Raw genomic sequence first — 14536 nt, 5'->3', positions numbered from 1 at the left:
GATGTGGCGCGCCTACCGCGCCAGTGAACGCTCGCTGCGATCGAGGAATGCCAGCATGTCGCGCACGTCCTCGCTGTCCTGCGCCTGCGTGACCAGTTGCGCGCGTGCTTCGGGGAGCGACAGGCCGGCCATGTACAGTGTGCGGTAGGCGCGCTTGATCGCCGAGATACGGGGTGCATCGAAGCCGCGGCGCTTGAGGCCCTCGCTGTTGATGCCGCGCGGGCGGCCGTGCTGCTCGTTGGCCATCATCACGAACGGCGGCACGTCCGAGCCGACCAGGCAACCCATGCCGATGAATGCGTGCGCGCCGACCTTGCAGAACTGGTGCACGCCGGCGTAGCCGGAGACGATCACCCAGTCGCCGATCTCCACGTGCCCGGCCAGCGCCGAGTAGTTGGAGAAAACCACGTGGTTGCCGACCTGGCAGTCGTGCGCGATGTGCACGTAGGCCAGCAACCAGTTGTCGTCGCCGATGCGGGTGACGCTGCCGCCCTCGCCGGTGCCGCGGTTGATGGTGACGAATTCGCGGATCAGGTTGCGGTCGCCGATCACCAGCTCGGTGCGTTCGCCGGAGAATTTCTTGTCCTGCGCCGCACCGCCGATGGAGGCGAACTGGCTGATGCGATTGTCGCGCCCGATCCGGGTCGGGCCTTCGACCACCACGTGCGGGCCGATCACCGTGCCTTCGCCGACCTCTACTTCCGCGCCGATCACGCTGTAGGCCCCGATCGTGACGTTGCGTCCGATCACGGCACCCGGATCGATCTGCGCGGTGGCATGGATCATTTGTCCGCCCTCGCGGCACACATCAGCTCGCAACTGGCCACTTCCTTGCCATCGACCAGCGAACGGGCGACGAACAGGCCCATGCCGCGCATCAGGCGCTTGAGCGAGACTTCCAGCCGCAACTGGTCGCCCGGCACCACCGGCGCGTTGAAGCGCGCGTTGTCGACCTTGGCCAGATAGAACAGCGGGCTGCCCTGGTCGCCCTTCATGCGGCTGGAAATCTGCGTCAGCAGGCCCGCGGCCTGTGCCATCGCCTCGACGATCAGCACGCCCGGCATCACCGGATGACCGGGGAAGTGGCCGAGGAAGAAGTGTTCGTTGATGGTCACGTTCTTGAGCGCAACCACGCTCTTGTCCGGCACCAGCTCGATCACGCGGTCGACCAGCAGGAACGGGTAGCGGTGCGGCAGCAGATGCTGGATCTGCTCCACGTTCACCGGCATGTCCCACGTCGCGGGGGTATTACTCATCGTTACTGTCCTTCTCCAGCGCCGACAGGCGGCGCGCGTACTCGTCCAGGTGTTTGAAGCGGGCGGCGTTCTTGCGCCACTGCCGGTTGTCCTGCAACGGCGCGCCCGAGGAATACTCGCCCGCCTCGCGGATCGAATGCGTGACCAGGCTCTTGGCGGTAATGGTAACCCGGTCGACCAGTTCCAGATGCCCCAGCACGCCGGCGTTGCCGCCGATCTGGCAGTAGCGGCCGATTTTCGCGCTGCCGGCCACGGCGGCGCAGCCGGCCATGGCGGTATGCGCGCCGATGTGGACGTTGTGGGCGATCTGGATCTGGTTATCCAGCCGCACGTCCTCTTCCAGCACGGTGTCCTCCAGCGCGCCGCGGTCGATCGTGGTGTTGGCGCCGATCTCGCAGTCGTCGCCGATGCGCACGCCGCCCAGTTGCGGGATCTTGACCCAGTGGTCCCGCTCGAACGCCAGGCCGAAGCCGTCCGAGCCGATCACGGCGCCCGGATGCACCAGCACGCGCCGGCCCAGCGTGACCCGCGTGACCAGGGTCACGCGCGCGACCAGCCGCGATTGCGCGCCGACCGTGCAGTCCGGACCCACGATGCAATGCGGGCCCAGCACGGCGCCATCCTCGACCACCGCGCCATCGTCGATCACGCAGTGCGGACCGACGCTGGCGCTGGCACTGACCCGGGCGCTGGTGGCGACCACCGCGCTGGGATGGACACCACGGGGCGCCGCCGGCAGGCGCTCGAACAATGCGGCGATCTTCGCGTAGGCGACATAGGGATCGGCGGCGACAAGCGCTGCGGTGGGGCAGTCGGCCACGTTTTCCTCGCGCAGCACGACCACGCCCGCCCCGGTGGCCTTCAGCTGTGCGGCGTACTTGCTGTTGGAGAGGAAGCTCAGCTGGTCCGGCTGCGCCGAAGCCAGCGTGCCCACGCCGACGATCGGTCGCGCGCCGTCGCCATGGAAGGCGAGCCCGAACCGCTCGGCCAGCTCGGCCACCGTGTAGTTGTGCTCGCTCATGCGCGCTCCTTTGGGGCAGGGCATTGTAGGCGAGGGCACCCGGTCTCGCGATGCCAACCTGACGGGGCAACATCATAGGAGTGCCCCTGGGCGCGACCGCAGTGACGCACGTCACGAGGTCGTTGGGGATCGCGGTCGCGCCCAAGGGCGCTCCTACAGGTATCTCAAACAAGGACGCGGCCCGAAGGCCGCGTCCCGTGGGTTCCGCTTCGGTCAGAACTGGCTGCCGAAGGTGAACTGGATGCGTTCCTCGTAGTGGCGATCCTCCTCCTTGGAGCGGATCGGCACGGCCAGGTTGATGATCAGCGGACCGATCGGGGCCTGCCACTGCAGCGCGATACCGGCCGAGGCGCGCAGCTCGCTGGCGTCGAACGCCTGGTAGTTGCGGAACGCGTTGCCCACGTCCAGGAACGCGGACACGCGCGCCGTGTTGATGTCCTTCAGGAACGGCAGCGGGATGAACATCTGCGCGGTACCCAACACCTTGAACGCGCCGCCGATCGGCTGGGCGTAGCGGTAGTAGCCGTTGGCGCAGGAACCCTTCTCGTCAGGCTCGCTGGAGGTGCCGTTCGCGCCGATGCACACGCGCGGGCCCAGCGTGTTGTCCTGGAAGCCGCGCACGTCGCGCACGCCGCCGGAGTAGAAGTTCTCCCAGAACGGGAAGTCATACGGCTGGTCGGCCGCGAAATCGCCGAAGGTGCGGTCGTAGGTCTGGTTGCCGTAGCTGTCGCCGTAGCCGACCTGGCCATCCAGGTACAGCACGAAGCCGCCGCCGATGGGCCAGTAATGGTTGGCCTCGCCCATGAACTTGTAGTACTGCACCGTGGAACCGGGCAGGGCGACTTCGGTGCTGGCCGAGAGCAGGCCGCCGCGGGTGGGCGCCCAGTAGCCGTTGCGGGTGTCGTGGCTCCAGCCCAGCGTGCCGGTCCAGGTATGGATGGTCTTGTTGCCGATCGCGTTCTGGTAGTCCACCAGCACCTGCGGGGTGATGCCCGGGTAGGTGTTGATCTTGTTGCTGGACAGGCCCATACCCACGCGCAGGCCGTCGGTCTCGCTGATCGGGATGCCGAGATAGGTGGAGAACGACTTGGTGCTGTTTTCGTAGTTGGCGAAGTCGGTGTTGCCGTAGTCGGTCTTCGAATACGTGGCGCTGTAGCCGATGCCGATGTTGTTGTCGGTCAGGTAGGGGTTGTAGTAGCTGGCGGTGATGCGGGAGTAGTAGGAACTGTGCTCGGCGCCCACGCTGAAGCTGTCGCCCGTGCCCAGGAAGTTGTTCTGCGATACCGAGGCGTTGAGGATCATGCCCGAGTACTGCGAATAGCCCACGCCGAACATCAGGCTGCCGGCCGATTGCTCCTCCACCTTTACCGTCACGTCGACTTCGTCCTGCGTGCCGGGTACGCGCTTCTTGTCGATCTCGACCGTCTTGAAATAGCCCAGGCGCTGCAGGCGGATCTTGGAGCGGTCCACCGCCGCCTGGTTGTAGATGGTGCCTTCGAGCTGACGCATCTCGCGGCGCAGCACGTCGTCCTCGGTGCGGGTGTTGCCCTGGAACACCACCCGGCGCACGTACACGCGCTGGCCCGGTTCGATGAAGAAGGTCATGTCGACCGTGCGCTTGTCCTTGTCCAGCTTGGGCACCGGGGTGACCTTGGCGTACGCGTAGCCGATGTTGGACAGGATCGCCTTGATCGAGTCGGAGGTCGCCTCCACCGCACGGCGGTTGAAGGTGTCGCCCTTCTTGACGAAGACCAGCTTGCGCAGCGTGTCCTCGCCCAGGATCAGCTCGCCCAGCAGGTGCACGTCCGAAACGGTGTAGACCTCGCCTTCCTTGATGCTGGCCGCGATGTACATGGCGCGCTTGTCCGGCGCGATGGTGACCTGGGTGGAATCGACGCCGAAATCGGCGTAGCCGCGGTCCATGTAGTAGGACTGCAGTTTTTCCAGGTCACCGGAGAGCTTCTCACGCGAATACTGGTCGTTCTTGGAATACCAGGACATCCAGTTGGTGGTGCCGGACTCGAAGTCGTCGCGGATCTGCTTGTCGGTGAAGACGGTGTTGCCGACCACGTTGATCTGCTTGATCTTGGCGGCCTTGCCCTCGCGGATCTCGATGTCGATCGCCACGCGGTTGCGGTCCAGCCGGGTTACGTGCGGGTCGACCGAGACGTTGTACTTGCCGCGGTTGTAGTACTGCCGGATCAGTTCCTGCTGCACGCGGTCCAGCGACAGCCGGTCGAAGGTCTCGCCCTCGGACAGGCCGATCTCCTTCAGGCCCTTGCGCAGGTCCTCTTCCTTGATGTCCTTGTTGCCGCGCAGGGTGAGCTTGGCGATGGACGGTCGCTCGATCACCTTGATCACCAGGATGTTGCCCTCGCGGGAGAGCTCCACGTCGCTGAAGAACTTGGTGTCGTAGAGCGCGCGGATGGCGCGCGCGGCCTCGTCGCCGGTCAGGCGGTCGCCCTTGGCGACCGGCAGGTAGTTGTAGACCGTGCCGGCGGAGATGCGATTGAGGCCATCGATGCGGATGTCGGAGACGACGAACGGCTCGGACGCCAGGGCGTTCGCGGAGAAGGAGGCAAGCAGGAGCAGGGCGGCGATACGCTTCATCGTCGATTCCGGTGGGTTATTCCGACGGTCGGCCGCGAGGCCGTTCCGAGCATGAGCCTTGAGGGAAGGGCACGACCCCGTCCCGAAACGCATCCGCGCCCGTCGCGGGCGTCGCCGCCGTCAGGCCGATAGCCGCGGGGAGGGACGCGCGCGTCACGAAAGCAGGGTGCGGTGTATGTCGTTGTAGAACGCCAGCCCCATCAGAGTGAACAGCAGGACCAGGCCGATGTATTGGCCGATCATCTGGGTCCGCTCGCTTACCGGGCTGCCTTTGACCAACTCGATAAGGTAATACAGCAGGTGTCCGCCGTCCAAGACGGGAATCGGCAGCAGGTTGAGGATCGCCAGGCTCAGCGACACCAGCGCCAGGAACCGGAGGAAGTAGGTCAGGCCTGCCTGGGCCGACTGGTTGGCGACCTGCGCGATGCCGATGACGCCGGAGAGATTGCTGGTGGAGGCCTTTCCCGACACCATCATGCCGATCATGGTGAAGGTCTGGCGGGTGAAATCCCAGGTCGAGTCCAGCGCGGCGCCCAGCGCCTTGACCGGACCGTAGCGGCGGATCGCGCTTTCCGGCTGGGGTGCGCCGACACCGACCACCCAGCGCGACGGCTGGCCCTGCAGCGACTCGTGACGGGCGACCACCGGCAGATGCAGGACCTGCTCGCCGCGGCGCACGGTGACATCGAGCCTGGGCGACTGCGCGGCGGCGTCCCGGACGGTCTCGCCGAAAGCGGCGAAATCGGCCACCGGCTTGCCGTTGACCGCCACGAGCACGTCGCCGCCCTGCATGCCGGCCTGCGCGGCCGGCTGGCCGGGCATCACGGTGGCGGCGATCGCCGGCGGCGGCGCCATTTTCAGGCCCAGCGTGCCGAAGTACTTGTCGATGCTGCGGCCGGCCGGCAACTGTTGCAGCGGCAGCACCACGTCGCGCTGGCTGCCGTCGCGCCCGCGCACCACCAGCGGCAACGGCTCGCGGCCGAGCAGGGCGGTGGCGATGTCGTCCATCGCGTCGCTCATGGTGGCCACCGGCTCGCCGTCCACGCGCAGCAGGCGGTCGCCCGGCTGGATGCCGGCGGTGGCGGCCATGCTGCCGGGCGTGGCGGTGACCAACGGCACTGCATCGGGCCGGCCGAGCAGGAACATCAGCCACAGCGCCGCAATGGTGAAGATCAGGTTGAAGCCCGGCCCCGCCGCCACGATGGCGATGCGCTTCCACACGCTCTTGCTGGTGAACTCCACCTCGCGCAGCGCCGGGTCGACGTCGCCCTCGCGGGCGTCGAGCATCTTCACGTAGCCGCCCAGTGGGATCATCGCGACCTGGTATTCGGTGCCGTCGCGGCCGATCCGCTTCCAGATCGCGCGACCGAAGCCGACCGAGAAACGCAGCACCTTGACGCCGCAGCGGCGCGCGACCCAGTAGTGGCCGAACTCATGGAAAGTCACCAGCACGCCGAGCGTGACCAGCAACCAGAACACCGAGCCGAAAAAGGGATTCATCAAGAAACCTGGGGAAAATACTTGTATCGTGCGAGCTTATCAGCAAGCCGCGCGCAACTTCCGCCGCGCCGCGGCCCGCGCCTGCGCGTCGCGTTCATGCAGCGACTGGACATCGACCACAGGCTGCGCCGGCAGTTCCGCAAGCACGCCCTCGACCAGGTCGGCGATGGCCAGGAACGGCAGCGCGCCGGCCAGGAAAGCCTCCACCGCCACTTCGTTGGCCGCGTTCAGGATGGCCGGGGCGTCGCCACCTTCGCGCAGCGCCGCGAAAGCCAGCGCCAGGCAACGGAAGGTCTCCAGGTCCGGCTGCTCGAACGCCAGCGGCGCGCAGGCGGCCAGGTCCAGCGGCGCCACGCCGGCCTCGATGCGTTCCGGCCAGGCCAGCGCGTGGGCGATCGCCGTACGCATGTCCGGGTTGCCGAGCTGGGCGAGCACCGAGCCGTCGGCGTACTCGACCATCGAGTGGATCATGCTCTGCGGATGCACCACCACCTCGATGCGATCGGGCGCCGCGCCGAACAGGTGGTGCGCCTCGATCACCTCCAGGCCCTTGTTCATCAAGGTGGCCGAATCGACCGAGATCTTGCGGCCCATCACCCAGTTGGGATGCTTGCAGGCCTGCTCCGGCGTGACGGCGGCCAGCTCGGCGCGGGTCCGGCCACGGAACGGGCCGCCGGAGGCGGTCAGGATCAACCGGCGCACGCCGCGTGCATCGAGATCCGGCCGGCCACCGGGCAGGCACTGGAAGATTGCGTTGTGTTCCGAATCGACCGGTACCAGCTCGCCGCCCCCTTCGCGCAGCGCGGCCAGCAACAGCGGGCCGGCCATCACGATCGATTCCTTGTTGGCCAGCAACAGGCGCTTGCCCGCGCGGGCGGCGGCCAGGGTCGAGGCCAGGCCCGCGGCGCCGACGATGGCGGCGACGACGGTGTCGCACAGCGGACCGGCCGCGGCGATGGTGATCGCGTCGGGGCCGCTGGCCACCTCGCACGACACGCCGGCGGCGGCGAGCTGGCGGGCCAGCGCGCCTTCCATCGCCGGGTCGGCCACGATCGCCAGTTCCGGCCGGTGCGCGACGCACAGCGCCACCAGCGCCTCGACGTTGCGGTGGGCGACCAGCACGCTGGCGCGGAAGCGCTCCGGATGGCGGGCGATCACGTCCAGCGTGCTGCCGCCGATCGAGCCGGTGGCGCCGAGTACGGCGACGCGCCTCATGGCTTGCAGCCTCTGGTCGGAACCTGGCGCGCACCCCTGTAGGAGCCCACTTGTGGGCGATGCTCTTGCCCCGTGGAGCCCGGGAGAAAAAGCATCGTCCACAAGCGGGCTCCTGCAAGGGAGGCAACGTTGTGCGGCAGCATGTTCATAGTCCGAGCAGCAGCTTGCCCAGCGCGAACACCGGCACGGCCGCGAACACGCTGTCCATGCGGTCCAGCAGGCCGCCGTGGCCGGGGAACATGCGGCCGGAGTCCTTCACCTGGGCGTGGCGCTTCATCAGGCTCTCGATCAGGTCGCCGACGACGGAAGCCGCCACGGTCAGCACCGCGAGCACCGCCAGCCCGACCAGGTGCACGCCCTGGGCGCCAAGCAGCCAGCCTCCCACGACCGCGACCAGCGCGCCCGCCACGAAGGCGCCATACACGCCGGCCCAGGTCTTGCCGGGGCTGATGTTGGGCGCCAGCTTGCGCTTGCCCAGGAAACGGCCGCTGAAATAGGCGCCGATGTCGGCGGCCCACACGATCAGCAGCGCCAGCAGCGTCCACCAATGGCCGTACGGCTCGCTGCCATGGATAGTCAACAGGCCGACGAAAGCCGGAAACAGCACGAACGCACCGGCGGCGAGCTTGAGGTTGCGGTTTTCCGTCGTGGGCGCGGCGGCGAACGCGAAATGCTTGAGCCACACGCACGCCAGCACCCACCAGGCCACGCCGGCGATCAGCAGCACCGGCCACAGCACGGTCGCGCGCAGCCACCAGAGCAGCGCGAACACCAGCAGCGCGACGCCGAGCAGCCCGCTGCGCACGGGGCGGTCGCGCAGGCCCGACAGGCGCGTCCATTCCCACAGCGCGGCGAGGAACACCACGGCCGCCACCGGCGCGAACAGCCAGGTGGGCGGCAGCAGGATCGCCAGGATCGCCAGGGGCGCGAGCAACAGGGCGGTGAGGGTGCGTTGGAGCAGCATCGAGGGTCCTTGGGTTATCGCCCGGTCATCGCGCGATCTGCTCGCCGGTACGGCCGTAGCGGCGTTCGCGGCGGGCAAAATCCTCGATGGCGCGGGCCAGGCAAGCCTGGTCGAAATCCGGCCACAAGGTATCGGTGAAGTAGAGCTCGGCGTAAGCGATCTGCCAGAGCAGGAAATTGCTGATGCGTATCTCGCCGCCGGTGCGGATGAACAGGTCCAGCGGCGGCAGTTCGGCCAGGCAGGTGCCGGCACCCAGGCGCGCCTCGTCGATGGCCTCGACGCGAAGATCGCCCTGGGCCACCGCGATGGCGACCTGGCGCGCGGCGTGGACGATGTCCCAGCGGCCGCCGTAGTTGACCGCCACGTTGAGCGCCAGCTTGAGGTTGCCCGCGGTACGCGCCATCGCCAGTTCCATGCGCTTGCGCAGTTCGGCGTTGAAGGCGGTGAGGTCGCCGATAAAGCGCAGCCGCACCCCCTGCTCGTGCAGTTCCTCCACTTCCTTGTCCAGCGCGCGCAGGAACAGCTCCATCAGCGCACCCACTTCTTCGTCCGGCCGGCGCCAGTTTTCGCTGGAGAAGGCGAACAGCGTCAACGCTTCGACGCCCTGGCGCAGGCAGCCTTCGACCACCTCGCGCACCGCCTTGCGGCCGGCGTTGTGGCCGAAGCTGCGCGGACGCAGGCGGGCCTTGGCCCAGCGGCCGTTGCCGTCCATCACGATGGCGATGTGGCGGGGGGTGGTCATGGGTGTGCGCGCTCTGTTCCTTCTCCCTCATTTCTCATCAAAGATGGGGAAGAAGGTGGCCCGAAGGTTCGGATAAGGGGCCGGGGCTCGCGGGGAAGGCTGGGTGTGCAGAGCTTCCAGGCCTTCCGCAAGAGCGGCCTCTCAACCCAGCCCTCTCCCTGGAGAGGAGAGGGAGCAGAGCAGGGGCGACGTGCGGCATTCATGGCAATGAGCGAATGACCGCTCAAATCGCCATCAGCTCGTCTTCCTTGGCCTTGACCACGGCATCGACTTCCTTGACGAAGCGGTCGGTCAGCTTCTGGATCTCGTCGTCGGCGCGGCGCTCGTCGTCCTCGCTGATCTGCTTGTCCTTGAGCAGGTCCTTGGCCTTCTGCATCGCGTCGCGGCGGATGTTGCGGATCGCGATCTTGGCGTTCTCGCCCTCGTGCGACACGTGTTTGGCCAGCTCCTTGCGGCGCTCTTCGGTGAGCGGCGGCATGTTCAGGCGGATCGCGGTGCCGGCGGTGTTCGGCGTGACGCCGATGTCCGAGGCCATGATCGCCTTCTCGATCGGCGCGACCATGGTCTTCTCGAAGGGCGTGATCAGGATCGAGCGGGCGTCGGCCAGCGACACCGAGGCGACCTGGTTCAACGGCATGTCCGAGCCGTAGTAGGGCACCTTGATGTGGTCGACCAGCGCGATGCTGGCGCGACCGGTGCGCAGGCGGGTCAGGTCGTGCTTGAGCGCGTCGATGCTCTTGCCCATGCGGGTCTGGGCATCGTTCTTGATGTCGTTGAGCATGCGGGTCACCCGGCGTTGCGTGAAGCGCGGAAGTATACCAGCGCGGACCGCCGGCGATTCGTCCAGCGCCTCCTCTGTAGGAGCCCGCGTGCGGGCGATGCTCTTGCCTGACCCATCATCAGAGGCCGGAGCATCGCCCGCAAGCGGGCTCCTACAGGGGAACCGGGGTCAGCTTGCGGTGACCAGCGTGCCGATCTGCTCGCCCTGCATGATCCGCATCAGGTTGCCCGGTACGGTCATGTCGTAGATCCGCAGCGGCATGCCGTGGTCGCGGCACAGCGCGATGGCGGCGGTGTCCATCACCTGCAGGTTGCGGTGGATGACGTCGTCGTAGGTGAGCTGCTCATAGCGGGTGGCGTTGGCGTCGCGGGCCGGGTCGGCGGTGTAGACGCCGTCGACCTTGGTGGCCTTGAGCACGAGGTTGGCGCCAATCTCCACCGCGCGCAGGGCGGCGGCCGAGTCGGTGGTGAAGAACGGGTTGCCGGTGCCGGCGGCGAACAGCGCGATGCGGCCTTTCTCGATGTGGCGGATGGCGCGGCGGCGAATGAAGTCCTCGGCCACGTCATGGATCTGGATCGCGCTCATCACGCGGGCGTAGCCGCCGCGCTTCTCGATCGCATCGGCCATGGCCAGCGCGTTCATCACGGTGGCGAGCATGCCCATGTGGTCGCCGGTGACCCGGTCCATGCCGGCCGCGGCCAGGCCGGCGCCGCGGAAGATGTTGCCGCCGCCGATCACCACTCCCACTTCCACGCCGGCATTGCGCACTTCGATGATCTCGTTGGCCAGCCGGCCGATCACCTTCGGATCGATGCCATAGTCGGCCTCGCCCATCAACGCTTCACCGGAGAGCTTGAGCAGGATGCGGCGGTACGTTGGCTGGTCGCTCATGGGGTCTCCGGATTGTGTGGGCAAACCGGCGCATTGTAGCGGCGCGGCGAGCGCGCGTCAGGCGTGCGGCACGCGGTGGCCTGGGATCGTTCATGCTTGGCCCTTCCGCGACCTTGGGCTTGGCATGCGTCCCGGTTCGCCAACGCTGTTGGTGCGATTCCGCCGCCATGGGCGAACCCCGCGGCACCGTTGCGGTGTCCGGGGATCTGCAGATCACCGCTGGCAGCTGGTGGAAGGTCGGCGCACCGACCGCGCTGGACCCGCCCCTCGGCCGGCTAAGCCGGGGACAGCATGTCGCGAACGCGGTTGCCGAAGGCTTCGGTAGTGAACGGCTTGGTGATCAATTCCATGTCGGGGCCCAGGAAGCCAGCGGGCGAGGCCGCGTCCGCGGCGTAACCGGTCATCAGCATGACCTTGATGCCGGGCTGGGCCTGGCGCGCTGCATCTGCCAGCTGGCGGCCGCCAAGCCCGGGCAGGCCGATGTCCGAGATGAGCAGGTCTATTGGATGGGAGGCAAGCAGGTCCGTGGCCCGCTCGGCGTCCGCCGCCTCGATGGCGACATAGCCAAGTGTCTGGAGTACCTGCACCACCACCTGCCGCACCACCGCGTCGTCCTCGACGACCAGCACGGCCTCGCCATTGCCGAGGCGGGGTGACGCACGAAGCGGGGCCGGTCCATCGCCGATGGGCTCGGCCCTCACATGGCAAGGCAGCAGCAACCGGACGCGCGTGCCCTTGTCCGGCGCGCTATGTATTTCGCAGTGCCCCTTCGATTGCCGGGTGAATCCGTACACCATCGACAGGCCCAGTCCCGTTCCCTGTCCGGCTGGTTTGGTCGTGAAGAACGGTTCGAACACGTGCTCGATGATGTCCGCCGTCATGCCGATGCCGGTGTCGGCAACCTCGAGATGCACGTACCGGCCCGGTGCAAGGTCCGCCGAGGCCGCCAACCGCGGATCGCCCGGCGCGAGGATCGTCTCGCCCGTGCGGATGGTCAGGCGACCGCCCGCGGACATGGCGTCGCGCGCGTTGATGCAGAGGTTGAGAAGCGCGTTTTCCAGCTGGTTCGGATCGCACAGCACATGCAGGGCATCGGCTTCTACCACCAAATCGAGCCCGATTTGTTCGCCGAGGGTCCGCCGGAGCAGCTCCTCCATCGATGCGACCAGCGGGTTGATGTCCACCGGACGCGGATCGAGCGGCTGCCGCCTGGAAAACGCCAGCAGGCGGTGAGTGAGGGCGGCGGCGCGGCTGGCAGATTCGCCGGCACCTTCCAGCAGCTTTTCCACCTGGTCGTTGCGGCCGGACTGCACGCGCAGATGGACCAGTTCGAGCGAGCCGATGATGCCCTGCAGCAGGTTGTTGAAGTCGTGTGCGATGCCTCCGGTCAACTTGCCTACGGCCTCCATCTTCTGCGCCTGGCGAAGCTGGCTTTCGATCTGGATTTTTTCGGTGAGGTCACGCAGGAAAACATTGAACAGGCGGCCCTGGTCCAGGCGCAGCACGCTGGAAGTCACCTCGACGATCAGTTCCGTACCGTCGCGCCGCCGCGACTTGATCTGGCGCGGCTGTTTGCCACCCGGGGGCAACGAAAGCCGATCGGGCAGGCATTGCCGGAAGAGCAGCTGTTCCGGGGGCGCGAAGATCAATGTTGCCAGTTCGCGGCCGAGCACGTCATCGCGGCGCCAGCCGTACATGGATTCGGCACACGGGTTCCATTCCAGGATCGTGCCTTTGTCATCCAGCTGGGCAAACGCGTCCAGTGCGGTGTCGATGACGCCCCGTGCCCGCCGCTCGCTTTCGGTCAGGGCGCGCTCGGTTTTCCTCTTTTCGGTAACGTCGCGGGTGACCTTGGCATAGCCGACCAGTTCGCCCGCGTCGTACACCGGATCGATGATCACGCTGGCCCAGAACCGGCTTCCGTCCTTGCGGACGCGCCAGCCCTCCGCCGCATAGCGGCCGTCCTGCCGGGCCCGTTGCAGCGCTCGGTGCGGCATGCCGGCGCGCCGATCCTCGTGGGTATAGAAGCAGCCGAAACTGCGCCCCGTGATTTCGCCGGCGCGGTAGCCCTTGATGCGCTCCGCCCCGGCATTCCAGCTGATCACGTGGCCGTCCAGGTCGAGCATGTAGATCGCGTAATCGACCACGCTGTCGACGAGCAGCGCAAGGCTCCGTTCACTGCGGTGCAGGCGCAGGAATGCGTCCTGCGCCTGCTGCGTGCGTTCGCGTACGTGTTCCTCGAGCGCTTCGTTGAGGTCGCGCATTGCCTGCTCGCCCTGCTTGCGGTCGGTGACGTCGACCAGCGTGTTGATGGCGCCGACAAGCGTGCCCTGCCTGTCGAACAGGGGGGTAGGGTAGGGTACGAAGGTGATGCGGCTGCCATCCGGGCGCTCGGCAACGGCTTCCTCGCCGCGTACGCTGCGCTGCTCGCGCAGCGCTACCGCCATCGGCACTGGTCATGCGGCAGCGGTCGCCCGTCCGGATGGAACAACTTCCAGGTGACGCACCACATGTCGCCCAGCGCCGGGCGTCGTCCCGCGAATTGTGCCGATGCTTCATTGAAAAAGGTGATGCGGCCGTCCGCGTCGGTGGTGTAGATCGCCACCGGAAGGGCGTTCATCAGTTCGTGCAGCAGGCGCTCGCTTTCGCGCGCCTCACGATCGAGCCGACGCTGCTCGGTCACGTCGGTGGTTACGCAGCGGGTGTTGCTGAAGCGGCCGGCCACGAAGCGCGGGCTGGAGCTGATCAGAACTTCCTTGACGGTCCCGTCGCGCGCCCTGAGGCGGGCGGGGAACTGTTCCAGCCGCTCGCCGGCATGCAGGCGGCACAGGATCTCGTCCAGCGCGGCCTGGTCGGCGTGAAAAGTCGCGATGTGCCGACCGATGTACTCCTCGGGCGAATACCCGAGCAGCTCGAGTTCGGCCCTGTTGGCACGCAGGATGCGCCCGTCCGCGCCAACCAGGTGCATGGGAACCGACGCGTGGGTGAAGAAATCCTCGAAGTCGGACTGCAGTTGCTGGTCGGGCTGCCGCAGCAGGCTGCATATCGCACCGACGATTTCGCCGCCGCCATCCCTGAGTGGCGCAATCGTGGCTGATACATGCGTCGATCCCGCGCGTCCGGTGACGCGAAGGTTCACGCCGTGCAGCGTGTCACCACTGGCAAGCACGCGCGTGGTCGCGTGGTCGTGAGGCCGTTTCCGTCCGGCGGCGGGGAAAGCAGGTCATCCGCGTGCACGCCTGGTTCGAGCGCGTCGCCCCAGAGCTCCCGGGCTCCGGCATTGCCGGTGACCAGGCGGCCCTCCCGGTCGCAGACAAGCACCGCAAGGGGCAGAGCGTCGAACAGCTGCGGATGGGCGTGCAGGTCCAGCGGACCCGATACTTGCGTCGGCATCTGCGCAAAATCGATGCGGGGCATCGAAGAACCTCCCGGGAGTCGAGGGCGGCACGACAGGGCTTCCGGCCGGCGCGACCCTCGACAATAGCGCCAGAACCGCACTTTCACAAAAAAAGGCCGCGGTTTCCCGCGGCCTTCTTCGAACAACCGGAACCTGGCG

At 67.3% G+C, this 14536-nt stretch carries 13 protein-coding genes; all 13 read right to left on the bottom strand.

All coding sequences use genetic code 11. From position 1 onward, the window contains the following. Positions 1-12 precede the first annotated feature (12 nt). On the bottom strand, positions 13-786 hold the full coding sequence (gene lpxA / locus OSC30_RS07685; protein ID WP_267171260.1) for an acyl-ACP--UDP-N-acetylglucosamine O-acyltransferase: 774 nt from the start codon (positions 784-786) through the stop codon (positions 13-15). After that, complete coding sequence (gene fabZ / locus OSC30_RS07680) at positions 783-1256, bottom strand: 3-hydroxyacyl-ACP dehydratase FabZ (protein WP_267171259.1); 474 nt, start codon at positions 1254-1256, stop codon at positions 783-785. Before fabZ ends, lpxA begins: the two co-directional genes overlap by 4 nt. Beyond that, positions 1249-2277 carry a UDP-3-O-(3-hydroxymyristoyl)glucosamine N-acyltransferase gene (lpxD, locus tag OSC30_RS07675; protein ID WP_267171258.1) on the bottom strand — a complete coding sequence of 343 codons (1029 nt, stop codon included), beginning with the start codon at positions 2275-2277 and terminating at the stop codon, positions 1249-1251. The genes fabZ and lpxD overlap by 8 nt, the downstream gene beginning before the upstream one ends. 213 nt (positions 2278-2490) lie before the next feature. Next, a complete protein-coding gene (bamA, locus tag OSC30_RS07670) occupies positions 2491-4887 on the bottom strand; it encodes an outer membrane protein assembly factor BamA (RefSeq protein WP_267171257.1) in 2397 nt (798 codons plus the stop codon). Between the two features lie 153 nt (positions 4888-5040). Further along, a complete protein-coding gene (gene rseP, locus OSC30_RS07665) occupies positions 5041-6387 on the bottom strand; it encodes an RIP metalloprotease RseP (protein WP_267171256.1) in 1347 nt (448 codons plus the stop codon). Between the two features lie 39 nt (positions 6388-6426). Continuing rightward, positions 6427-7602, bottom strand: coding sequence for a 1-deoxy-D-xylulose-5-phosphate reductoisomerase (locus tag OSC30_RS07660; protein WP_267171255.1), 1176 nt, complete (start codon positions 7600-7602; stop codon positions 6427-6429). Between the two features lie 145 nt (positions 7603-7747). Then, positions 7748-8566, bottom strand: coding sequence for a phosphatidate cytidylyltransferase (locus OSC30_RS07655; RefSeq protein WP_267171254.1), 819 nt, complete (start codon positions 8564-8566; stop codon positions 7748-7750). Between the two features lie 25 nt (positions 8567-8591). After that, positions 8592-9308 carry a polyprenyl diphosphate synthase gene (gene uppS, locus OSC30_RS07650; RefSeq protein ID WP_267171253.1) on the bottom strand — a complete coding sequence of 239 codons (717 nt, stop codon included), beginning with the start codon at positions 9306-9308 and terminating at the stop codon, positions 8592-8594. Positions 9309-9531: 223 nt separating this feature from the next. Then, positions 9532-10089: a ribosome recycling factor gene (gene frr, locus OSC30_RS07645; RefSeq protein ID WP_267171252.1), complete on the bottom strand. Its 558-nt coding sequence runs from the start codon at positions 10087-10089 to the stop codon at positions 9532-9534. A 168-nt stretch (positions 10090-10257) separates the two neighbouring features. Beyond that, a complete protein-coding gene (gene pyrH / locus OSC30_RS07640) occupies positions 10258-10980 on the bottom strand; it encodes a UMP kinase (RefSeq protein ID WP_267171251.1) in 723 nt (240 codons plus the stop codon). Positions 10981-11255: 275 nt separating this feature from the next. Then, positions 11256-13427, bottom strand: a complete 2172-nt coding sequence (locus OSC30_RS07635) for a hybrid sensor histidine kinase/response regulator (protein ID WP_267171250.1) — start codon at positions 13425-13427, stop codon at positions 11256-11258. After that, positions 13418-14119, bottom strand: coding sequence for a PAS domain-containing protein (locus tag OSC30_RS07630; protein ID WP_267171249.1), 702 nt, complete (start codon positions 14117-14119; stop codon positions 13418-13420). The genes OSC30_RS07635 and OSC30_RS07630 overlap by 10 nt, the downstream gene beginning before the upstream one ends. Next, the gene (locus tag OSC30_RS07625) at positions 14116-14397 is read right to left on the bottom strand and encodes a PAS domain-containing protein (protein ID WP_267171248.1); all 282 of its coding nucleotides are present in this window, start codon (positions 14395-14397) and stop codon (positions 14116-14118) included. Before OSC30_RS07625 ends, OSC30_RS07630 begins: the two co-directional genes overlap by 4 nt. Positions 14398-14536 lie beyond the last annotated feature (139 nt).

The organism is Frateuria hangzhouensis (assembly GCF_026410505.1).
Classification (GTDB): Bacteria; Pseudomonadota; Gammaproteobacteria; order Xanthomonadales; family Rhodanobacteraceae; genus Frateuria_A; species Frateuria_A hangzhouensis.
This window is presented reverse-complemented; position numbering and strand designations above follow the sequence as displayed.

What these genes read in the sequence shown, in the direction of transcription:
- OSC30_RS07655 (WP_267171254.1), bottom strand. Translation starts at nt 8,566, where the DNA reads ATGCTGCTCCAACGCACCCTCACCGCCCTGTTGCTCGCGCCCCTGGCG.
- OSC30_RS07625 (WP_267171248.1), bottom strand. Translation starts at nt 14,397, where the DNA reads ATGCCCCGCATCGATTTTGCGCAGATGCCGACGCAAGTATCGGGTCCG.
- OSC30_RS07660 (WP_267171255.1), bottom strand. Translation starts at nt 7,602, where the DNA reads ATGAGGCGCGTCGCCGTACTCGGCGCCACCGGCTCGATCGGCGGCAGC.
- uppS (WP_267171253.1), bottom strand. Translation starts at nt 9,308, where the DNA reads ATGACCACCCCCCGCCACATCGCCATCGTGATGGACGGCAACGGCCGC.
- OSC30_RS07635 (WP_267171250.1), bottom strand. Translation starts at nt 13,427, where the DNA reads ATGGCGGTAGCGCTGCGCGAGCAGCGCAGCGTACGCGGCGAGGAAGCC.
- rseP (WP_267171256.1), bottom strand. Translation starts at nt 6,387, where the DNA reads ATGAATCCCTTTTTCGGCTCGGTGTTCTGGTTGCTGGTCACGCTCGGC.
- lpxA (WP_267171260.1), bottom strand. Translation starts at nt 786, where the DNA reads ATGATCCATGCCACCGCGCAGATCGATCCGGGTGCCGTGATCGGACGC.
- fabZ (WP_267171259.1), bottom strand. Translation starts at nt 1,256, where the DNA reads ATGAGTAATACCCCCGCGACGTGGGACATGCCGGTGAACGTGGAGCAG.
- pyrH (WP_267171251.1), bottom strand. Translation starts at nt 10,980, where the DNA reads ATGAGCGACCAGCCAACGTACCGCCGCATCCTGCTCAAGCTCTCCGGT.
- lpxD (WP_267171258.1), bottom strand. Translation starts at nt 2,277, where the DNA reads ATGAGCGAGCACAACTACACGGTGGCCGAGCTGGCCGAGCGGTTCGGG.
- frr (WP_267171252.1), bottom strand. Translation starts at nt 10,089, where the DNA reads ATGCTCAACGACATCAAGAACGATGCCCAGACCCGCATGGGCAAGAGC.
- bamA (WP_267171257.1), bottom strand. Translation starts at nt 4,887, where the DNA reads ATGAAGCGTATCGCCGCCCTGCTCCTGCTTGCCTCCTTCTCCGCGAAC.